Raw genomic sequence first — 22,421 nt, 5'->3', positions numbered from 1 at the left:
AGGTTATTGACCATACTGATCCATTGAGAAACCGAATATTTTTATGTCTTCAAAATATCGTTACGAACTCCCTACTCGCGGTGGTGATGTCCGCCATTTAGGATGCTTGATTGGGGCTGCGGGCGCACTTGAGTGTGCACAGATGATGGAACGTCATCAAGGTCCTGTGGTGTTAGTCACAAGGGATATGCAAAATACCTTACGACTACGCGATGAAATCCAACAGTTTACCAAACTGCCAATCGAAACGCTTTCTGACTGGGAAACCTTACCTTATGACAATTTTTCCCCTCATCAAGAAATTATTTCACAGCGTTTGTCTACCTTATATCGCTTACCAAGTATGCAAAAAGGGGTTTTGATCTTACCGGTCAATACCTTGATGCAAAAAGTTTGTCCCGCAGCGTTTCTCACCGGCCATGCGCTGGTCATGGCAAAAGGCGATAAACTTTCTCGCGATAATTTACGTGATGAACTCGACAAAGCGGGTTATCGCCATGTTGAACAAGTCTTAGAACACGGTGAATACGCTACACGAGGCGCATTATTAGATTTATTCCCAATGGGCAGTTCATTACCCTACCGTATTGACTTCTTTGATGATGAAATTGATAGTTTGCGGACCTTCGATGTCGACAGCCAAAGAACCCTTGAGGAAGTGGTTAGTATTAATTTACTCCCTGCACATGAATTCCCTACTGACAAAGACGCCATTGAACGCTTTCGTAGCCAATGGCGCGAACGTTTTGAAGTCAGACGTGATCCTGAACACATTTATCAACAAGTCAGTAAAAAGACCTTACCTACGGGGATCGAATATTGGCAACCGTTATTTTTTAGCCAACCATTACCTTCATTGTTCGAATATTTACCAGAAAATACGTTATTTATCTCGCAACAATACCAAGAAGCCGCGGAACGCTTTCAAATAGATACACAACAACGCTTTGAGAGCCGTGGTGTCGATCCTATGCGACCATTGTTACCCCCTGCTGAGTTATGGCTAACGGTTGAACAACTTAATCAAGCCCTCAAAAAATGGCCGCGTGTACAATTATCGACTGAGACATTGGCGGATAAAGCGGCCAATACCAACTTAGATTATCAGCCATTACCCGATATCAGCACTCAAGGGCAAAGCAAGCAACCGCTTGAAAAACTGCGCCAATTTATTGAGCATTTCGAAGGTACAGTGATTTTCTCCGTTGAGAGTGAAGGACGTCGTGAAACGGTGACTGAATTGCTCGGCCGTTTAAAAATTCGGCCTGATATTATTAATGATTACTTTAATACTACAGACAATCGTTTTGCTATCATGGTTGGAGCCGCTGAGCATGGTTTTATTCAGCCACATAAAGCGTTAATTTGTGAAAGCGATTTATTGGGTGAACGTGTTGTCCGTCGCCGCAGTGACCATCGCCGTACTATCAATACAGATACGCTGATCCGTAACCTTGCAGAACTGCGCCCCGGTCAACCGGTCGTCCATATCGAACACGGTGTTGGTCGTTATCAGGGTCTTACAACCCTCGAAGCAGGTGGCATCAAAGCTGAGTATTTAATATTAACTTACGCAGGGAATGACAAACTGTATGTCCCTGTTTCATCACTACATCTAATTAGCCGCTATTCAGGTGGCGCTGACGAAAATGCGCCACTACATCGTTTAGGTAGTGACAGTTGGGGCAAAGCACGTCAAAAAGCGGCCGAAAAAGTGCGTGATGTCGCCGCTGAGCTACTCGATATCTATGCTCAGCGCGCAGCAAAACCTGGTTTTGCCTTTAAACATGATAAAGAGCAATATCAAGAGTTCTGCCAAGGCTTCCCATTTGAAACCACTCCTGACCAAGAGCAAGCTATCAACGCAGTACTCAGTGATATGTGCCAACCCATAGCGATGGATCGTTTAGTCTGTGGTGATGTTGGCTTTGGTAAAACAGAAGTCGCTATGCGTGCAGCCTTCTTAGCTATCAATAATAACAAGCAAGTTGCGGTATTAGTACCGACCACGCTACTCGCCCAGCAGCATTATGATAACTTCCGTGATCGCTTCGCCAATTGGCCTGTCAGAATTGAAATGCTGTCACGCTTTAAAACCGCCAAAGAGCAACAACAAATCATTGCAGAAGCAGCCGAAGGTAAAGTCGATATTTTGATTGGTACTCATAAATTACTGCAAAGTGATTTGGTGTGGCATGATCTCGGCTTGCTCGTCGTCGATGAAGAGCATCGTTTTGGTGTTCGCCATAAAGAACGCATCAAAGCAATGCGTGCAGATGTTGATATCTTGACCCTAACGGCGACACCTATCCCACGAACCTTGAATATGGCGATGAGTGGTATGCGTGATTTATCGATTATTGCCACACCACCCGCTCGCCGCTTAGCGGTAAAAACCTTTGTGCGCCAATATGATGATCTTGTGGTTAGAGAAGCGATTCTGCGTGAAACCTTGCGTGGTGGGCAAGTTTATTACCTTTACAATGATGTTGAAAATATTGAGAAAGCCAAAAAACGTCTTGAAGAATTAGTACCCGAAGCACGTTTTGTTGTTGGTCACGGGCAAATGCGTGAGCGTGAACTTGAACGTGTGATGAGTGATTTTCATCACCAACGCTTCAATGTTTTGATTTGTACCACCATTATTGAAACAGGTATCGATATTCCAACCGCCAATACCATTATTATTGAGCGTGCCGACCACTTTGGTTTAGCACAATTGCATCAATTGCGTGGTCGTGTCGGTCGTTCACATCATCAAGCTTACGCCTACTTACTCACGCCACACCCGAAAGCGATGACCACCGATGCGCATAAACGACTGGAAGCGATTTCATCACTGGAAGATTTAGGTGCAGGTTTTGCCCTTGCGACTCATGATCTTGAAATTCGTGGTGCAGGTGAACTCCTTGGCGAAGATCAAAGTGGGCAAATGACCACGATTGGCTTCACCTTGTATATGGAGTTGCTTGAAAGTGCCGTCGATGCACTAAAAGATGGACGGGAACCTTCACTAGAGGATTTAATTAACCAGCAGACGGAAGTTGAGCTACGCATGCCAGTTCTCCTCCCCGATGAATACATTCATGATGTAAATATTCGCCTGTCATTTTATAAACGCATTGCCAGTGCCCGTGATGAAGATGAACTGAGTGAACTGCGTATTGAATTAATTGATCGCTTTGGAACGTTACCTGATGCAGGGAAATTTTTACTTGCTAGCGCAGCTATCCGTTTAGAAGCTGAAAAGCTAGGCATTAAACGTATTGAAGCACATGAGCAAGGCGGGTTTATCGAGTTTAGTGAGAAAAACAAAGTTTCACCTAATTTCTTAATTAGTTTATTACAAAACCAGCCTAAAACCTTCCGTCTTGATGGCCCAGTGAAATTGAAGTTTGTAATTGATTTAAGTGACAGGGTCACGCGCATTGATTTTATCAAGCAACTGCTACGTGATTTTTCTGATAACTTACTTGATTAATTAGCCCATAAAACAGCCCCCCAGTAATTGATTGTCCAATTATTGGAGGGCAATTTTAGAGATTACTTTTGCTAAAGAGAGTTCGATATTCAACTAAACAATGAGTGAAAAGTATTACCACTTGAAATTTCACGGACATTTACACAATCATTCAAAATAGGCATAAGTGTTCTTGCCCGGATAGATCTCAACCACTTTATTCAGTGAATTACCATTAGGCTCATCTAATTTCACACAATAAAAAGGCACTAATGCATCAACATTGTTGCGAGCGTTTTCGCACATCTGGCCACTCGATGCGGTTAGCTTTAAACGACCGTCACTATCAAGAGGAATAAATAAACCTGGATCATAAGGTGCTCGTACCTTACCTAAGGTATTACCAATCCGATACACCACATCATACCCTACCACGATTTGTTCAACTTTCTGAGTAACCACACAGTTACGGTATTTCTTTTCAACCGGTGGTGGAAATCCATTCGTTTGCAGTGTTTCAATTAGAAAAAACAGTTTGCATTCATTTTGCGCAGGATGGTAACGCGATAAGTACTCTTGGCTAAAGCCCTCTAGCACGCCAATGACTGAGCAATTTTCAGTTTCGATTAAGCGATGCGATTTAATGGGCTCCGTTGAAAGTACCGTTGCTATCCTATTATTTTTCTGTGATGAAGATAATATGAAAATTGCTGTGATAATAATGAGGCAAATAACCATAGCGGCTAATAGCAACTTATATTTTAGCTTCATAGCTTGCCCTTATTAAAAACAGAAACAAAAAATATACTCTACATAATCCGAGGTGCAGCTAGGTAACAAGTACATAAAACGCTAAGAGCATACCTAAGTGTGCGATTAGCGTGAATGAACAGCGTTCAGCAACGTTGCAACTTGGAGTATGATGAATATATGTTCATTGTATCCATTCGTTTTTAAAATTCGATAACTACTGTCAATATAAATGAAAGTTTTAGATTTTTCTTAATATAGACCAAGTTAGAATAAATTTAACTTAGTCATATCCGTTACTAAATCAATAAAGCCACAGTTAGATTCATCTTCACTCATTGATCTAGCTCAATATTTTAAGTAAATATACCATTGTAATAATCATTTTTATTTCGCAGCATTTATCATGCTAAAATAAAATAAACCAAAGCTAATCTTTTATTTCAATCAATTATTATCCTGTGAATAAATAATTATCAGCATATTATTTCAATACTATTAATTATATTTTTAATTCAAAAGCCCTCGCTAAATGCGAGGACTCGTCAATTTAAATATTCACACTCAAAAATTAATGCAGCTTTAATTTCGGTCGAATAATGCGGTTAATACTGCCAACTAACATCATTAAACCTGTCTTGATGTAACCATGAAGTGCGATTTGGTGCATGCGATACAGCGAAATATAGACAAAACGGGCAATGCGTCCTTCCACCATCATATCACCACGCATTAGGTTACCCATTAAGCTACCTACCGTGCTGAAACGCGATAGAGAGACTAACGAACCATGATCTTTATAAACATAATCTTTGAGAGGCTTATCTTTCATCATCGCTAAAATATTATCATAGCAACGGCTCGCCATTTGATGTGCAGATTGTGCACGAGGTGGTACAAAGCCGCCTTCTGGTTTCGCACAGGAAGCACAGTCACCAATAGCAAAAATAGTGTCATCTAACGTGGTTTGCAATGTCGGTTTAACCACCAATTGGTTAATACGATTGGTTTCTAACCCTGCGATATCTTTCATAAAATCAGGTGCTTTGATACCCGCAGCCCATACCATCAGGTCGGCACGAATTTTCTCACCGTCTTTCGTGTTTAGCCCTTCATCATCAGCGCTAGTAACCATGGTTTTCGTCAATACTTTAACGCCTAATTTGTTCAACTCTTGGTGGGCTGCACTCGAAATACGCGGAGGCAATGCAGGCAAAATACGTTCCCCAGCCTCAACCAAGGTCACATTCAACGCGTCAGTATCTAACCCTTTAAAACCATAACTAGTCAATTGCTCGACTGCGTTATACAACTCAGCGGAAAGCTCTACCCCTGTCGCTCCTGCACCAACAATGGCGATATTCACTTTTTCTTCTGCGTTATCACGTACAGAATAACGTAAAAATAGGTTGAGCATTTCATCATGGAAACGATGCGCTTGCTGCGGATTATCTAAGAAAATACAGTGTTCTTTAACCCCAGGTGTTCCGAAATCATTTGACGTGCTGCCTAATGCCATCACTAAAATGTCATAATCAATTTCACGTTCAGGCACCAATAGCTCTGTATTTTTATCGCGCAGCTCACCAAGAATAATTTTCTTATTATCACGATCAATTTGTGTTAAAGAACCCAATTGAAAATTAAATGCATTATGACGTGCGTGTGCAAGGTAACTCAGTGCATCTACCCCATCATCTAATGAACCTGTAGCAACTTCATGCAACAATGGTTTCCATAAGTGGCTAGGATTGCGGTCAACCAATGTAATTTCAGCGCGTTTTTTACGCCCTAACTTACGACCAAGCCGTGTTGCTAGCTCTAAGCCACCCGCACCGCCACCCACAATAACAATCTTAGGTTGAGATAAGGCCATGTATTCCTCGTTACAAAATAAATTAATGTTATTTAAGCTTTTTTGAAAATAAAAAACTTAAATAACACTAATAAGCACCGATAAAACCTTATTGACACGTCAGAATACCACGCTTGGTTATTTGGTCATACCAAATATTGATGCATATCAAATTAACTGATTAATATGACAGCGATCACATGTTTTGCTCATATTACTGTTATCACGAAACGAGTCAGCTTCCGATAGATTGATATTAATCAATATTCGAAGTAATTACCAACCTATTTGATAATGAGAATTACTTGTTGTAATCTGAAAGTTTAAGTGTAGTAATGGATGAAAGGATATATAATTATTTGAATATAATATAAATATAGAAAAACACCTGATAAATTGACTATCAGGTGTTTACGTTTAATCGGATATATTATTTATTATCGGCTAACGCTGTTCCTGCCACTTACGATGCAAGTCTACTAACTTATTGTGACTTTCTTGCCAGCGCTGCGCTGCTTGCAGCTCTTTTAAGCTGTATTGACGACCACTATGGAATAGTGATGAAGCTAAGCTGCCCGTTTGTTTAGGTAAGTTATCTAAAACACTGACCGCACCAGTCCGATTATTACACACTAGTACCATGTCACAACCTGCCGACAACGATGCTGCTGCACGCTCTGGGTAGCTTCCCATAATTGCGGCACCTTCCATCGAAAGATCATCAGAGAAGATGACCCCATTAAAGCCTAACTGTTCACGGAGAATCGATTTTAACCAGAAAGGAGAACCACTCGCAGGACGATCATCTGCCTGTGTATAAATTACATGAGCAGGCATCACAGCATCAAGTAAATCACGCTGAATAAAATCCTTAAAAATAGACATATCTTTTTTACGGATAGTTTCCAATGCACGGTCGTCACGTGGCGTCTCTTTATGTGAGTCCGCTTTCACCGCACCATGTCCAGGAAAATGTTTGCCTGTCGTCTTCATCCCTGCGCTACGCATGCCTTTAATAAAACGCTCTGCCATAACCATCGCAATTTCAGGATCTTCATGGAAAGAACGCTCACCAATCGCAATACTTTGATGGCCTAAATCCAGAACTGGAGCGAAACTAATATCAATATCCATCGAAATCATTTCAGAAGCCATTAACCAACCTGCTTCTTCTGCCAACTGGGCACCGTCTGATTGGTTATTTAGGGCAGCAAATGCTTGAGCTGAAGGTAATGCGGTAAAACCATCGCGAAAACGCTGAACTCGACCACCTTCTTGGTCAACGGCAATCAGCAAGCGATGACGCGATGCATCACGAATTTGGCGAACTAACTCCCTTAATTGTGCTGCATCATGAAAGTTACGAGTGAATAAAATCAACCCGCCAACTAACGGATGTGCCAATATTTCACGCTCTTCATTGTCCAGCTCATAACCCTGAACATCTAGCATTATCGGACCCATACATGCCTCACTATTTAAACTGTTTTGCAATTATCACTTACACAGGCAATTCATATTAATTGGATAAATGGAAATATTGCCGTAATGGTTGTGATCCTATCAAAAAATTAGGATTTTGGCTTTGATTCCATTGCACTTCATACCACATCAGCATCATATACTTCACCCAAGGCTCCCAGCGAGCACAATGGCGAGCTAAGGTTGCCACATCAGTATAAGCACCACAGCGCGCGCCATATTGATACAAAAAGAATTGACGCTGCTTCTGATCCAGTTGATTAGCTTGAAAATAGGTTTCTAAAGACAGCCCTATATCGGTATTTGCGGCATATTCCCAATCTAACAACATGATACTTTTATCATTCGCACACAAAATATTACCGCGATGAATATCCATGTGCGCAGGGGCGAGTTTTAACATTTTGGGCATAGGTGTGGAAAGAAAATAGTGATGCAATCGTAGCCAACGGGGTTGTTGTCTTTTTCGATCGATCAGATAGCCGTAATGAGCAATTTCATCTCTTAGTTGTAAACGATAACTCAGTAACGGCTGAGTATGTAATTTCGCAATAGTTGCGGCCAAGGCCGATTGAAACTGAGGCGTTAAGAATTGTTCCGGACTTGGATGGTGCCCATCGCACCATGACAGCAACAACCAATCGCGATTTCTTGCCAATTGCCTTGGCGCTTGAACAAAACCCTGCAATTGCTGCAATACACGAGCTTCTTTGCGCCGATTAACCATTAATGAAGATTGCGTTTTACCTTGTGCTCGTGCAATCACATTAATAGGTTGCATTTTGACTATAGCACGTAGGTGGTAACTGCCTCCTGATAGCCCTGTTAAAGGCGTTATTTCCCAATCTTTACTTGTAATTTCAGGGAAATAACGCGCCAATAAAGCCAATAAAGAGTGCCGATTACTCAATATCGTTTTTTCCTGACCAGAGAATTTCACCGCTCTGTACTGCCATTAATTGCATCTCAATATCGCGTTGTTTGCTTGAACCAGAAACAACACTATATAACACATAATCTGCTTGTACGTAGCGGCCTAAGCCGATCGCTTTACTTCGTGTCACCAGACTATCTTCTTGAGATAAGCCTAATGTTTTACGCGCTGCATTCGCCACATCTTGCGGTACAACTTTAAAATGGTGGCTATCATCAACCTCTTTTACGATTGCAGCGGTCGCATTTTGTACGGAAAACGATCCTGTCGTATTATTTTTTACAGAATCAACTAACAAGACTTTACCACCCTCAACACCACTCGTCCCCACCATCTGATTTATCAATGGTGAAATAGCCGAAGACCAATCTATTGTTTTTTGCTTCGGTGGTGTCGGTACCTTATCTGATGGCGGTGGTGTCACCGGTTCAGTAGGTTCACTTGGTTCTATCGGTATAACTGGCGGCGGTGTTTGTGGCCCTTCAGGATGAAAAGAAGGACACCCTGCCAATATCATGGCTGCGGCGGCAACCAATAAGATCCGTTTCATTATTTTTCTCCAGACACTTGCGGTAAAAATACATAAATACGTACATTACGAGCGAGTGGTGATGTACTTTGTGCATTAACGCTCACCGACGAATTGGCGGGGATCAATTGCTGCAAATCATGTGAAGTGACAACTTTTAACCCTTTATCATCATACCAATAGAGCCGATACATCACCGTTACCGCCTTTGGTTGACTATTGCTCATATTGATCCTAGCAACCGTCGCGTAGTTATCAATAGTCACTACAGGTTGTTCAACAATGACACCATGGGCAAGAACAGAAGGCTCCATAATAACACTTTGCTGTTCATTAAAGACTAACCCGTCTCTTTTCCCCCATATACAACCACTCAGTGAGAGAAGTATGGTACTGAGTACTAAACAACGAGTCACAACGGCCCACGGTCTTTTCATTGTCTAACCTTATTTTGCGAGTAATGGTCCCAGTGGACGCCCACCAACAAGATGCATATGGATATGGAAAACTTCCTGGCCTGAGTGTTCATTACAGTTCATAATCAGGCGATAACCACTCTGATCAATGCCTTCTTGCTGAGCAATTTTAGCTGCAACGGTAAACAGTCGTCCAAGAACCAGTTCATCTTCTACAGTCACATCATTCACTGTTGGAATTAATTTGTTTGGGATAATGAGAATATGTGAAGGCGCTTGTGGCGATATATCACGAAATGCTGTGACCAGATCATCTTGATAAACGATATCAGCAGGGATTTCGCGTCGAATAATTTTACTGAAAATAGTTTCTTCTGCCATTGCAAATTCCTTTAATAGTGACAAACAATTACGCTTTCGTCGTACCAACATTCATATGGAATAAACGATTAAAGTTTTCAGTGGTAATGCGAGCCATTTCTTCGGCGCTCACACCTTTTAATACAGCCATGTATTCAGCCACATCCCTCACATACGCAGGCTGATTTTCTTTTCCACGATGAGGAACCGGAGCCAAATAAGGTGAATCTGTTTCAACTAAGATCCGATCTAATGGAACCACCCTCGCCGCTTCACGAATTTGTTCTGCATTACGGAAAGTGACAATACCTGAAAAAGAGATATACATACCTAAATCGAGTAGTTCAATGGCTGTTTCTTTATCTTCAGTGAAACAATGCAATACTCCGCCGCATTCTGTCACTTTCTCTTCGCGTAAAATAGCCAATGTATCTGCTCGTGCATCACGTGTATGCACAATAACAGGTTTGTTCACTTGACGGCCAATACGAATATGTTGGCGAAATGACTCTTGTTGAAGAGCTGCATTTTCCTTTTGATAGTAATAATCTAGACCTGTTTCACCTAATGCAACTACTTCTTTACCCGCAGCCAGTTGCGCTAAACGATCAAAATCATGACCTTCATCCAAATTTAACGGATGAATACCACAAGAGAATGCGACATTAGGTCGCTCACCAATCAAGGTTTTCATACTGTCAAAACCCTGTAGTGTCGTTGCGACAGCTAACATAAAACCGACATCGCGTTGCGATGCTTTTGCGATAACATCATCAACGCCTGTATGTAATTTTTCATAATCAAGGCAATCGAGATGGCAGTGTGAATCAACAACAAACATATTTTACTCTTTTATGCTGTAGGGAGAGCAATCAATGCTTCCCATTGTAATAACTGATTAGTTAATAGTAACTCTTGATTAAGCGCAGGCACAGTTAATAACTGATGCCGACAATTTTGCCACGCTTCATAGACATCAAACAGTTTCTCTTTTGACATTCGAGATGCCAAGATACTCGCAAGAGGTAGCTGATCTTGATTTAAACAGAACTGCGCCGCCTGTTGTTGTAGTTTCATGCTATCACTCAACAAACCTAGTACCCAGCCAATCTGTTCAAGTGCTTTATCATTATTCATCACTGGCAATAATGACAACATATCCCCCTGTTGCAAAGCATGTGCTAACGCGTGGCACAAGGTTGTACGCTGTTGCCAATGCTCAGGCTGTAGTAATGACATTGCAGCAATCGGCGCGCCTTGGCATAATTTTAATGCCGTTAACGCGTCATTATAGTTAAGACCCGCAACCTGTTTCTGTAACCAATACCATGCCGTTTGTAACTCAGGTGGTGACAAAAAAGTATATAAGCAACGACTACGCAATGTCGCGAGCAAGCTTTCTCGCTTTTCACACCCTAACAAAAAGTAAGTCTGAGGGGTTGGTTCTTCGAGTGTTTTCAATAACGCATTTGCAGCTGCATCGGTTAATGCTTCGGTACGAGGTATATAAGCCACTTTGGCTCCGCCCTGCTGCGCATGGCTACTCAAGATATCCGTTAGTTTCCTGACCGCCTCCACACTGATAGTATTTTTACCTTTTTCTGGCTCTAACACATGATAATCAGGGTGTGTACCCGCTAACATAAGTTGACAGCTGTGGCATTTACCACAACTTTTTAATCCATCCGTATTTTGACATATTAACCAACGACTTATGCCATAACATAGCGCTTCGGCACCATTACCCGGAAGAGAGTGTAATAACAGTGCATGGTGCCCACGGCCTTGTTGATAGGACGTCACCAATTGACGATACGTTTCATTCAACCAAGGGTACCAATTCATACCTTCACCTTATTTAGCCAACCATTTTTGCAATGTTTGGCGAATATCTTGCTGAACTTGTTCAATAGTTTGGCTTGCATCAATAGTGAGAATAGTGTCGTCCGCAGCAGCTAATTCAAGATAGCGTTCACGAGTTCGTTCAAAAAATGATAATGACTCTTTTTCTATTCTATCTAATTCACCACGAGCTCGTGCACGCTGTAACCCTAATTCAGGCGGGAGATCTAAATATAGCGTCAAATGGGGTTTAAAATCGCCCAGCACTAAATCACGTAATGATTGCATTAATTGACGATCAATACCTCGCCCGCCACCTTGATATGCTTGAGATGACAAATCATGCCTATCACCAACCACCCAGTGACCCGCAGCTAATGCAGGTTTAATGACATTTTCAACTAGCTGAACACGTGCAGCATATAGCATCAAAACTTCTGCCTTATCTGTCACTTTTTCCCCTGAAATACCCTGCTTGATGAGCTCACGCAATTTTTCAGCTAATGGTGTACCACCGGGCTCACGAGTGAAGGTAATATCGTCAATACCTGCGTGGTTTAAGGTTTCTACTACGGTGTTAATCGCCGTCGTTTTTCCCGCACCTTCTAACCCTTCAATAACAATATAGGCGTTTTTCATTTTACTTATCATTCTGCTTTTCAATTTGTCGATAAACTTTCACCGCACGGTTGTGGTCATTCAGGCTATGGCTGAAAGTATGCCCACCGGTTCCATTGGCGACAAAGTATAAATAATCCGTTTTGGCTGGATGGGCTGCGGCTTTAATCGACGCAAGACTTGGCATCGCAATTGGCGTTGGTGGCAATCCATCAATTCGATAAGTATTGTATGGGGTATAGTTATCCAAATCACTACGATAAATTTTACCTCGGTACTTATCACCTAAACCATAAATGACTGTTGGGTCGGTTTGTAAACGCATGTTTTTCTTCAAGCGATTAACAAATACTGAAGCCACTTGATTGCGCTCGCTATCTACCCCTGTTTCTTTTTCAATAATTGATGCCATGATTAACATTTCATAGGCATTTTTATATGGCAGATCTTTATCCCGCCCTTGCCATATTTCATCAACATTTTTTTTCATCTGCTGATGAGCGCGCTTTAAGATATCGAGATCGCGTGTGCCAGCAGTATATAAATAAGTATCAGGGTATAGCCACCCTTCAAGTGCACCATCGCCTTCAAAGCCAATAAAAGCATATAACTCAGTTTGCGTTTTATCTTCCGCTTCATGCTTTAAATACGGCGCATCGCGTAAAGTATTTGTCCAGTCAGACAAACGGTTACCTTCCACAAAGCGAATAGTGAATTGTGCTTCTTTACCACTCGCAATCAATGCCAACATTTGCTCAACGTCCATATCAGGTTGCAAGCGGTAGGTTCCTGCTTTTATTTTAGCGAGCTCAGGACGTAATTTCAGTAACCATTGAAATTGATAACTTGGGTCAATTACCTTCTCATCAACTAACAAAGTTTCAAATGCTACCCGTCCCGTTCCCGCTGGAACAGTAAAGATTTTTTCTTGTGTTAAATTGAGTGGTGTTTTCGCATAGCTCAAAACTTGCTGATACATAAAGTAAGCTACCGCGCCTAAGATTAAGAGAACAACCACCACCGCCATCGAAATTTTTTTAGCTAGTTTCATTCATCAACCATTTAATGACTAAATTTGGCAACGTAAAAAGAGATATTCAAACAATTCCCTTGATGAATATTGCCACTGAGATCTATCTTTACCTAAATTGATAGTGGCAACAGGTAAAATTGGCATTAATGTGTTACAGAGTAAAACTTCTTCACAACACCCCAAGACATCTGGAAAACGCTCGACTTCTTGAAGATGGTACTGGCTTGTGCTGAGCAGCGCTATAATCTTTTGTCTCATTAATCCATTCACCCCAGAGGTGGCTAGACTTGGCGTAAATACCTGATCACCTTTTCGCCAAAAAATATTTGCACTACAGCACTCAATTAAAACTCCATCAATATCAACAACCAGTGCCTCATCCGCTTGCACTGCATCGATTTCTTGGCGTATCAGAACTTGTTCTAAGCGATTAAGATGTTTGATACCCGCCAAATACGGATTTTTACTGATTGGCACTTTACTTAGTATTAAATTAGCGCCTGTTTGCTGTATGGCCTGATAATGTTGAGGGAATGCTGAAACCGATACAATGACTGTTGGTTGTTCAAATCCTACTGAGCTATAGCCTCTTCCCCCAGTACCACGGCTAATAATAACTTTCATCACAAATTCATCATTGGCCTGCTGCTGACAAATTTGTTGGATATGTTCCTTTAATTGCGACCAATCTGGCTGAGGTAATTGTAGGCGAGCACTATCCTGCACAAGACGTGTAATATGATTGTCAATATTTTTTGGTTGGTGATTAAACACGTGGATCGTCGTAAAACAACCATCGCCAAATTGCACGGCACGATCGGAAGCATCGATTTGGCGACATGCCACGCCATTAACCCAATATGACATTGATAACTCTTACAATAATAGCTGATAAATCAGTCAGTAATAGAATGCTGATCATCATAAACTAAAGTGAAGATGACTGCAAAAGGCGCCTAAGAAGAAAAGGCCCCAGTTTATTCAAAACTGAGGCCTTTAAGCTTTTACCGTGTTAATAATTTAACGCGATAATATTCACTTCGATTAAGTTTACTGATAGCGACGGAAAATCAAGGAACCGTTTGTACCGCCAAAACCAAATGAGTTACACAGAGCATACTCCATGTTCTCCACTTTTCTTGCTTCGCCAGGAACAAAATCCAGCTTGCAAGCTTCATCAGGGTTATCAAGATTAATCGTTGGTGGAACAATTTGATCTGTCAGAGATAAAATTGTAAAGATAGACTCGATAGCACCTGCGGCACCTAAAAGGTGACCTGTCATTGATTTTGTCGAGCTAACTAACACATTAGAGTCTTCACCAAACACTGAGATAACAGCTTGTGCTTCAGCGAGATCGCCAGCCGGTGTTGATGTACCATGAGCATTAATATAACCCACAGCGGTTGCATCAATACCTGCATCATGTAATGCATTTTCCATTGCCAATGCCGCACCCTCACCATTTTCAGGTGGTGATGTCATATGGTAAGCATCACTGCTCATCCCAAAGCCAGCAATTTCAGCGTAAATTTTCGCACCGCGCGCTTTTGCATGTTCATATTCTTCAAGAACAATAATACCTGCACCGTCACCAAGAACAAAACCATCACGGTCTTTATCCCATGGACGACTAGCCGCTTGTGGATCATCATTACGCGTTGAAAGTGCACGTGCTGCGCCAAACCCAGCAACGCCGAGTGGCGTCGTTGCTTTTTCGGCGCCGCCCGCTAACATAACATCAGCGTCGCCATATGCGATCATGCGCGCTGCATGACCAATATTGTGTACACCTGAAGTACAGGCTGTGGCAATAGAAATACTTGGGCCACGAAAGCCGTACATAATGCTCAGATGACCTGCAACCATGTTAATGATCGTCGAAGGAACGAAGAATGGGCTCACTTTACGAGGACCGCCAGCTTGCAATGCCTCACAGTTCTCTTGGATCAAGCCTAGGCCACCAATACCAGAACCAATCGCTAAACCGATACGGGTAGCATTGGCTTCTGTTACTTCCAATCCAGAATCTTTGATGGCTTGAGAGCCAGCAGCAATACCATACTGGATGAATGGATCCATCTTCCGTGCTTCTTTACGGGAGATGCCATAATCTTCGTAATTGAAATCTTTGACTACACCCGCAAATTTAGTTGCGTGGTTGGTAGTATCAAAATGTTCGATGAGGCTGATACCACTCTGTCCGTCACAAACAGCTTTCCATGATGATTCAACTGTGTTGCCGACAGGAGATAACATGCCCAGTCCGGTTACGACTACACGACGCTTAGACACGTAAATCCTCCAAGGAGGGAAATAATTACAAAAGGAACATAGGCGGTCGAGTGACCGCCTAGATAAGTTTTAAAGCTATTATTTTGATGCGTCTGACGCATTCTCGACGTAGTCAATCGCAGCCTGCACTGTAGTGATCTTTTCAGCTTCTTCGTCAGGGATTTCGATATCGAACTCTTCTTCCAGAGCCATTACTAGCTCAACTGTGTCAAGAGAATCAGCGCCCAAGTCATCAACAAATGAAGCTGCTGTTACAACTTCTTCCTCTTTAACACCTAGTTGCTCAACGATGATTTTCTTAACGCGTTCTTCGATAGTGCTCATACTATTAAAATTCCTATCAAAACTCGCTTTCGCGATGGTTTTCGTAGTTTATAAAATACAGGAAAAGATACAACCCAATCCCGGCTGTTGAAACCTTAATTTTGCATTATTTTGCGCTAATTAACACTAATAATGCAAATGGTTCCATCATTTCTTTAGATCATGTACATGCCGCCATTGACATGTAATGTTTCACCCGTGATGTAACCAGCTTCATTAGAAGCCAAGAATGCTACAGCACTGGCAATTTCTTGCGCATCACCCAGCCTATCAGCAGGAACTTGAGATAAAATGCCTGCACGCTGTTCATCTGTCAATGCTTTGGTCATATCAGTTTCAATAAAACCAGGCGCAACGACATTGACGGTGATACCACGGGAAGCGACTTCGCGAGCTAATGATTTACTAAAACCAATCAACCCAGCTTTTGCTGCTGCATAGTTCGCTTGTCCCGCATTTCCCATCACACCCACAACAGATGCGATAGAAATAATACGTCCACAACGTTTTTTCATCATGGCGCGTAATACGGATTTAGATAAACGGTAAACGGATGAAAGGTTAGTGTCAATAATATCTTGCCACTCATCTTCTTTCATGCGCATCAAAAGGTTATCACGAGTGATACCTGCATTGTTAACCAGTATATCAATTTCGCCAAACTGTTGACGAATATTATTCAAGGTTTCATCAATTGATGCAGGGTCTGTCACATTCAGAGAAAAACCTTTGCCTTTTCCGTCCAAATAAGCAGAAATCGCTTCTGCACCACTTTCGCTCGTTGCGGTACCAATAACGGTAGCGCCACGCTCAGCCAGTGTTAAAGCAATCGCTTTACCGATACCACGGCTAGCACCAGTTACCAGTGCAATTTTTCCTTCAAAGCTCATATCGTCCTCAGAGGTTTTCTAACGCAGTCGCTAATGATACAGGATCATTGGCTGCAACGGCAGTTAAATTAGAGACAATACGCTTGGTAAGACCAGTAAGTACTTTTCCTGGACCTACTTCAACAAGATGTTCAACACCTTGATCTGCCATCAATTCTACCGTTTCAGTCCAACGAACTGGATTATACAATTGACGGACCAAAGCATCACGAATATTTTCTGCTGATTGCTCAATTTTCACATCTACGTTGTTAATAACGGGGAAAATTGGTGCATTAAACGTGATTTCTTGTAATGCAACGGCTAATTTTTCAGCAGCAGGCTTCATTAATGCACAATGTGAAGGCACACTAACTGATAGTGGCAATGCACGTTTAGCGCCCGCTTCTTTACAAGCAGCACCCGCACGCTCAACCGCCGCTTTTTCACCCGCAATCACCACCTGACCGGGGGAATTAAAGTTAACCGGTGAAACAACCTGCCCTTGCGCTGCTTCCTGACACGCTTTTTCAATTGCTTCGTTATCTAAACCGATAATTGCATACATTGCCCCCGTACCTTCAGGTACCGCTTCTTGCATCAACTTACCGCGTAACTCAACTAATTTAATCGCGTCTTTAAAATCTATCACACCAGCGCACACTAGCGCAGAATACTCACCAAGACTATGTCCTGCCATCATCGTTGGCATTGGGCCATTTTTCGCTTTCCACACACGAAAAATGGCAACAGATGCAGCTAATAATGCAGGCTGGGTTTGCCACGTCTTGTTTAACTCTTCTTCTGGCCCATTTTGCACCAGTGCCCAGAGATCATAACCTAATGCTTCAGATGCCTCAGCGAATGTTTGTTCTACGAGCGCATTTTCAGCCGCTAGCGCAGACAACATACCAAGAGACTGAGACCCCTGACCGGGAAAAACCATAGCAAATTGTGTCATGTCTATTTTCTCAGTAAATTAAAAACGAACGAGTGCAGAGCCCCACGTAAAACCACCACCAAATGCTTCAAGAAGCACGAGTTGCCCACGTTGGATACGCCCATCACGCACTGCTTCATCAAATGCTGTCGGCACAGAAGCCGCTGAGGTATTACCATGTCTATCTAACGTCACAACCACTTTATCCATGGTCATATCAAGCTTTTTCGCCGTTGCGGAAATAATTCTTAAGTTTGCTTGATGAGGAACTAACCAATCAAGATCCTCTTTCGCAATACCGCTTGCGGCTAATGTTTCATCAACAATGTGAGCTAATTCACGCACCGCAACCTTAAATACTTCATTACCTGTCATAGTTAAGTAAGCTTGCTCTTCAGAGCCACGCTCACGGTTTGGCAATGCTAACAACTCACCATAACGGCCATCAGCATGCAAATGGGTTGATAAAATCCCCGGTTCTTCCGAAGCGCCTATCACCATCGCGCCTGCCGCATCGCCAAACAGTATAATCGTACCACGATCAGCAGGGTCTAAGGTTTTAGACAGTGCATCTGCGCCAATCACTAATGCTTTTTTCACCATCCCCGTTTTAACAAACTGATCGACGATGCTAATTGCATAAGTAAAACCTGCACATGCTGCGGCAACATCAAAGGCCGCACAGTCATTAATACCCAACATTTGTTGAATTTGACATGCAGCGCTTGGAAATGCATGTGTTGAAGAGGTTGTTGCAACAACAATTAAACCGATTTCGCTGCTATCCACTTGAGCCATTTCTAGCGCTTTTTGCGCCGCATGGAATCCCATTGTTGCAACACTTTCATCTTCACCGGCAATACGTCTTTCATGAATACCTGTGCGAGTTACAATCCACTCATCAGAAGTATCAACCATTTTTTCCAGATCAGCATTCGTTCTAATTTGTGTTGGTAAATAGCTGCCTGTGCCTAATATTTTGCTATACATAGGTTATTGATCACTCCTGGGTAATACGATATTCAACCGAGCCGCTATTCTGTCAGGGACTTGTCTATCAACCGCTTGGACTGCACGTTCGATGGCCGCTTTAAATGCGCCTTCATTTGCAGCACCATGACTTTTAATAACAATACCGTTTAATCCTAACAGAGTTGCACCATTATACTGGTCGGGGTTCAGCTCCCCAAAACGCTTCATTAAACGTTTTTTTAGCCATTTTTTAGCCAGTTTCATCAACCAACTAGGCTTTGTTTGTTTTTCTTCTGATGATTTCAACAAGGAGAGAATGACTCGGATCACCCCTTCCATTGTTTTTAGCGTGACATTACCTGAGAAGCCGTCACACACAAAAACATCTGTTTTGCCTGTCAGTAATTCATTACCTTCGACATAACCGATATAATTAATTGCCGCAGTTTCTTTGAGGATTGCGGCGGCTTCGCGGATATTATCTAAACCCTTACTTTCTTCTTCACCAATATTGAGCAAAGCAACTCTTGGTGAAGCAATTTTGGCGACTTCCTCAGCAACCACTGAGCCCATCACGGCAAATTGCACTAGCATCTCACTACTACAAATAACATTTGCACCTAAATCAAGTACAACAGTCTGACCTTTTTGCTGATTGGGCAAAATAGTCATCAACGCAGGTCGTTCAATACCTTCGATGGATTTTAGCATCAATTTAGCTAAGCCCATCAATGCACCTGTATTGCCAGCGCTTACACACGCTTGTGCCTGCCCAGTCTTGACCAATTCTAGCGCCGTTCTCATCGAAGTTCCTTTGCTCTGGCGTATAGCAGCTGATGGTTTGGCATCGTTTGCTATCACACTTTGTGCTGGAATTATTTCGACACGCGAAGTCAGCTCAGCACTTTGTTGTGCAAGCAGAGGTTGAATGGCGTCAGGTTGACCGACTAGCAGTAATTTGAGTGCTGGATTAGATGCCAGAGCCTGCAATGCAGCAGGCACTGTGACGCGGGGACCAACATCCCCGCCCATAGCATCTAACGCAATGGTTAGATTAGCCAAAGTCTCAACTTGTAAATGAATTACTTGTTGATAACCTTACGGCCACGGTAGTAACCATCTGCTGTCACATGGTGACGCAGGTGGGTTTCACCTGAAGTTTTGTCTACAGAAACTAGGGTAGCAGTCAGTGCATCATGTGAACGACGCATACCGCGTTTTGAACGAGTTGGTTTATTCTGTTGTACGGCCATTGACCTTACTCCTTAAGTACTTTTCTTTAAACTGGCTAATACGGCAAATGGGTTTGGTTTTTCTGCCTCAGGAGGTAGTTCGCCAAAAACCATGTCCGCTTCGGACACTTCACAGTGTTCAGAATCATGAACCGGAACCACTGGTAAGGATAGAATTATTTCATCTTCTATCATTCCCAGCAAATCTATTTCACCAAACTCATCAATTTGAATTGGTTCATAGCCTTCCGGTAATGCTTCGGCCTTTTCGTCACTGACGACAGGACTAAAACAATACGATACGTAAACATGATGCTTGAAATCTTTTCTGCAACGCTGGCATTGTAGGGTGACATCCACATCAGAATGCCCCTCTATGACCGTCAGACGCTGATTATCAATTTTAAATGATAATTCGCTCTCAACATCACTGTCTACACTGACTACTGATTCAGCAATACGTGTAACTTGCTCAGGTTTATAACTCCCGACATAGTCGAGGTTTTTCTGAGCTGCACGCTGCGCATCGATAGTCAGGGGTAATTTTACCTTTTGCATAAGGCGCGCATATTAACTTTGTAATGAACTATAGTCAAAGAAAAAGGCGGGCAAAACTCGCCTTTTCACCAAAAAATCGCCTGTTAAGCGCCAGATAGTTTAAAATGAGTTCATCCGTTTGGCTATGAGTTTCGAGAAAAATTATGAAATCGATTATTTTGGCATCAACTTCACCTTATCGGCAGCAGTTGTTAAAAAAGCTTGGATTACCTTTTTTAGCGGTTGCCCCTAATGTCGACGAAAGCGCAGTGCTAAATGAATCCGCAGAAGCTTTAGTGACACGTTTAGCGCATGCAAAAGCCCATGCTATCAGTAAACAATACCAACAACACTTGATTATCGGCTCCGATCAAGTTTGTGTGATCGATGGGCAAATCATGGGTAAACCACTTAATTATGACAAGGCCTTTCAACAGCTAAAAAAAGCGTCTGGCCATAAGGTCACTTTTTATACTGGCTTATGTTTACTTGACTCAAGTACGGGGAGTTATCAGGTACAATGTGAATTATTCAATGTTTATTTTCGTTCACTAAGTGATAAGGAAATTGAGTCTTATTTACGCAAAGAAGAGCCTTATCAGTGCGCAGGCAGTTTCAAGTCCGAAGGATTGGGGATTGTTTTATTCGATAGACTCGAGGGGCGCGATCCAAATACCCTGATCGGCCTGCCATTAATTCTATTACTTGAAATGCTACGTCACTATGGATATAGCCCATTAAATGACTAAGCATTAAATAATTAAAATAGATAACCGGTAGTTATACTACCGGTGATAATTTTATTGATGATTTTTACGAGCGCGAAGCACTTTTAAACATTGGTTTAACTCATTATCAAGTGGTGCTTGAATACGCATCTCTTCCCCACTCTTAGGATGAGTAAATTTTAATGAGCTCGCATGTAAAAATAATCTTTTTAACCCTGTACCCGATAATTGGCTATCAAATTGTTTATCACCATAACGGTTATCAAAGGCAATCGGGTGTCCTGCGTGTAAGGTATGAACACGAATTTGGTGGGTACGGCCTGTAACTGGGCTCGCTTTCACCAAAGTCGCATTTTCAAAGCGCTCCTCTACTTTAAAACGCGTTTCTGATGGCTTACCTTCTGGGCTAACGCGAACGACTCGTTCACCGCTTTGTAAAATATTTTTGAGCAAAGGTGCTTGAACCACTTTAGTATGGGACTGCCAATTTCCACGCACAAGCGCCAAATAATCTTTCTGCATTTGTTTTAAACGTAATTGTTCATGCAGTGCCCGCAAAGCCGAACGTTTTTTGGCTACCAGCAAAATACCGGATGTATCGCGGTCAAGGCGATGTACCAGTTCTAAGAAACGTGCCTCAGGCCGTAATGCACGTAACCCTTCAATGACGCCAAAGCTGAGCCCACTACCACCGTGTACCGCTGTACCTGACGGCTTATTAATCACGAGGATCGCGTCATCTTCATATAAGATGCAATTGGCCAGTGCGGCAACTTTATCGAGTTTCGCAGAAACTGGCGCCTCTTCACGCTCGGCCACTCTAACCGGTGGGACTCGGACTTGATCGCCTTCGGCAAGTTTGTATTCAGGTTTGATGCGCCCTTTGTTTACCCTCACTTCTCCTTTACGGATAATGCGATAAATCATGCTTTTAGGCACACCTTTTAATTTTGCGAGCAAGAAATTATCGATGCGTTGTCCGGCCTCATCATCGCTAATATCAATAAACTGAACTTGATTTTGTGTATTCATTCAAAAATGTGTTAACTCTAATTGATTAAATTACGACCTCATTTGCAGAATATATCATACCGACTCCAAAAATTTTTTTATCATTTTTTTTATTTGGTTAAAGAATAGCTGGTTAGTCATATTTCTAAATAAAATTTTCATATAACTGATCTATCGACTTGCTATAATGTCGTCAGCAGTGGAATAATACACAATTGCCATCATGTTTGATAA

23 protein-coding genes are annotated in these 22,421 nt (G+C 42.2%); 2 read left to right on the top strand and 21 right to left on the bottom strand.

Translation table 11 applies throughout. The features are described from left to right. The first annotated feature begins 43 nt into the window (after positions 1–43). Entirely contained in the window at positions 44–3,481 is a 3,438-nt protein-coding gene (mfd, locus tag M1E96_RS08665; RefSeq protein WP_319066503.1) for a transcription-repair coupling factor, read from the top strand. Between the two features lie 147 nt (positions 3,482–3,628). Here the strand turns inward: mfd and umoD are convergent, their stop codons facing one another. The 20 genes from umoD to yceD form a co-directional block, all read right to left on the bottom strand. Further along, entirely contained in the window at positions 3,629–4,231 is a 603-nt protein-coding gene (gene umoD / locus M1E96_RS08660; protein ID WP_349485305.1) for a UmoD family flagellar biogenesis regulator, read from the bottom strand. A 550-nt stretch (positions 4,232–4,781) separates the two neighbouring features. Continuing rightward, the gene (locus M1E96_RS08655; RefSeq protein WP_070927116.1) at positions 4,782–6,086 is read right to left on the bottom strand and encodes an NAD(P)/FAD-dependent oxidoreductase; all 1,305 of its coding nucleotides are present in this window, start codon (positions 6,084–6,086) and stop codon (positions 4,782–4,784) included. Positions 6,087–6,509: 423 nt separating this feature from the next. Continuing rightward, positions 6,510–7,529 carry a beta-N-acetylhexosaminidase gene (gene nagZ, locus M1E96_RS08650; RefSeq protein ID WP_369427492.1) on the bottom strand — a complete coding sequence of 340 codons (1,020 nt, stop codon included), beginning with the start codon at positions 7,527–7,529 and terminating at the stop codon, positions 6,510–6,512. Between the two features lie 55 nt (positions 7,530–7,584). Next, positions 7,585–8,457, bottom strand: coding sequence for a phosphotransferase (locus M1E96_RS08645; RefSeq protein ID WP_369427491.1), 873 nt, complete (start codon positions 8,455–8,457; stop codon positions 7,585–7,587). Beyond that, positions 8,450–9,031, bottom strand: coding sequence for a penicillin-binding protein activator LpoB (gene lpoB, locus M1E96_RS08640; protein WP_070927123.1), 582 nt, complete (start codon positions 9,029–9,031; stop codon positions 8,450–8,452). The genes M1E96_RS08645 and lpoB overlap by 8 nt, the downstream gene beginning before the upstream one ends. After that, on the bottom strand, positions 9,031–9,447 hold the full coding sequence (locus tag M1E96_RS08635) for a YcfL family protein (RefSeq protein WP_070927124.1): 417 nt from the start codon (positions 9,445–9,447) through the stop codon (positions 9,031–9,033). Before M1E96_RS08635 ends, lpoB begins: the two co-directional genes overlap by 1 nt. A 9-nt stretch (positions 9,448–9,456) precedes the next feature. After that, positions 9,457–9,807 carry a purine nucleoside phosphoramidase gene (gene hinT, locus M1E96_RS08630; RefSeq protein WP_070927126.1) on the bottom strand — a complete coding sequence of 117 codons (351 nt, stop codon included), beginning with the start codon at positions 9,805–9,807 and terminating at the stop codon, positions 9,457–9,459. A gap of 28 nt (positions 9,808–9,835) precedes the next feature. Next, a complete protein-coding gene (locus tag M1E96_RS08625; RefSeq protein WP_272580028.1) occupies positions 9,836–10,627 on the bottom strand; it encodes a metal-dependent hydrolase in 792 nt (263 codons plus the stop codon). An 11-nt stretch (positions 10,628–10,638) separates the two neighbouring features. Then, positions 10,639–11,631, bottom strand: a complete 993-nt coding sequence (gene holB / locus M1E96_RS08620; protein WP_070927130.1) for a DNA polymerase III subunit delta' — start codon at positions 11,629–11,631, stop codon at positions 10,639–10,641. A 9-nt stretch (positions 11,632–11,640) separates the two neighbouring features. After that, the gene (tmk, locus tag M1E96_RS08615; protein WP_319066511.1) at positions 11,641–12,267 is read right to left on the bottom strand and encodes a dTMP kinase; all 627 of its coding nucleotides are present in this window, start codon (positions 12,265–12,267) and stop codon (positions 11,641–11,643) included. Position 12,268: 1 nt separating this feature from the next. After that, positions 12,269–13,297, bottom strand: coding sequence for an endolytic transglycosylase MltG (mltG, locus tag M1E96_RS08610; protein WP_272580025.1), 1,029 nt, complete (start codon positions 13,295–13,297; stop codon positions 12,269–12,271). 18 nt (positions 13,298–13,315) lie between these two features. Then, positions 13,316–14,146 (bottom strand): aminodeoxychorismate lyase, encoded by an 831-nt coding sequence (gene pabC, locus M1E96_RS08605; RefSeq protein WP_272580024.1) that lies wholly within the window; start codon positions 14,144–14,146, stop codon positions 13,316–13,318. 183 nt (positions 14,147–14,329) lie between these two features. Then, positions 14,330–15,574, bottom strand: a complete 1,245-nt coding sequence (fabF, locus tag M1E96_RS08600; protein WP_272580023.1) for a beta-ketoacyl-ACP synthase II — start codon at positions 15,572–15,574, stop codon at positions 14,330–14,332. Positions 15,575–15,652: 78 nt separating this feature from the next. Continuing rightward, the gene (acpP, locus tag M1E96_RS08595) at positions 15,653–15,898 is read right to left on the bottom strand and encodes an acyl carrier protein (RefSeq protein ID WP_070927140.1); all 246 of its coding nucleotides are present in this window, start codon (positions 15,896–15,898) and stop codon (positions 15,653–15,655) included. A 155-nt stretch (positions 15,899–16,053) separates the two neighbouring features. Then, positions 16,054–16,788: a 3-oxoacyl-ACP reductase FabG gene (gene fabG, locus M1E96_RS08590; protein ID WP_070927142.1), complete on the bottom strand. Its 735-nt coding sequence runs from the start codon at positions 16,786–16,788 to the stop codon at positions 16,054–16,056. A gap of 7 nt (positions 16,789–16,795) precedes the next feature. Beyond that, on the bottom strand, positions 16,796–17,728 hold the full coding sequence (gene fabD, locus M1E96_RS08585; RefSeq protein WP_070927144.1) for an ACP S-malonyltransferase: 933 nt from the start codon (positions 17,726–17,728) through the stop codon (positions 16,796–16,798). Between the two features lie 18 nt (positions 17,729–17,746). After that, positions 17,747–18,697, bottom strand: a complete 951-nt coding sequence (locus tag M1E96_RS08580) for a beta-ketoacyl-ACP synthase III (protein WP_140178424.1) — start codon at positions 18,695–18,697, stop codon at positions 17,747–17,749. A 3-nt stretch (positions 18,698–18,700) separates the two neighbouring features. Continuing rightward, complete coding sequence (gene plsX / locus M1E96_RS08575; protein WP_140186024.1) at positions 18,701–19,741, bottom strand: phosphate acyltransferase PlsX; 1,041 nt, start codon at positions 19,739–19,741, stop codon at positions 18,701–18,703. Between the two features lie 20 nt (positions 19,742–19,761). Further along, positions 19,762–19,932 carry a 50S ribosomal protein L32 gene (rpmF, locus tag M1E96_RS08570; RefSeq protein ID WP_004253223.1) on the bottom strand — a complete coding sequence of 57 codons (171 nt, stop codon included), beginning with the start codon at positions 19,930–19,932 and terminating at the stop codon, positions 19,762–19,764. 12 nt (positions 19,933–19,944) lie between these two features. Next, complete coding sequence (yceD, locus tag M1E96_RS08565; protein ID WP_070927148.1) at positions 19,945–20,469, bottom strand: 23S rRNA accumulation protein YceD; 525 nt, start codon at positions 20,467–20,469, stop codon at positions 19,945–19,947. 143 nt (positions 20,470–20,612) lie between these two features. On the opposite strand from yceD, the gene M1E96_RS08560 reads away from it, so the two are divergent. Beyond that, positions 20,613–21,197: a nucleoside triphosphate pyrophosphatase gene (locus M1E96_RS08560; RefSeq protein ID WP_272580020.1), complete on the top strand. Its 585-nt coding sequence runs from the start codon at positions 20,613–20,615 to the stop codon at positions 21,195–21,197. A gap of 51 nt (positions 21,198–21,248) precedes the next feature. On the opposite strand, the gene rluC is transcribed toward M1E96_RS08560, so the two are convergent. Then, on the bottom strand, positions 21,249–22,208 hold the full coding sequence (rluC, locus tag M1E96_RS08555; RefSeq protein WP_272580019.1) for a 23S rRNA pseudouridine(955/2504/2580) synthase RluC: 960 nt from the start codon (positions 22,206–22,208) through the stop codon (positions 21,249–21,251). Between the last annotated feature and the right edge of the window lie 213 nt (positions 22,209–22,421).

Source organism: Providencia sp. PROV236 (assembly GCF_033676985.1).
Classification (GTDB): domain Bacteria; phylum Pseudomonadota; class Gammaproteobacteria; order Enterobacterales; family Enterobacteriaceae; genus Providencia; species Providencia manganoxydans.
Note: the sequence above shows the minus strand (reverse complement) of the source record. Positions and strands in the feature narration are given on the sequence as shown.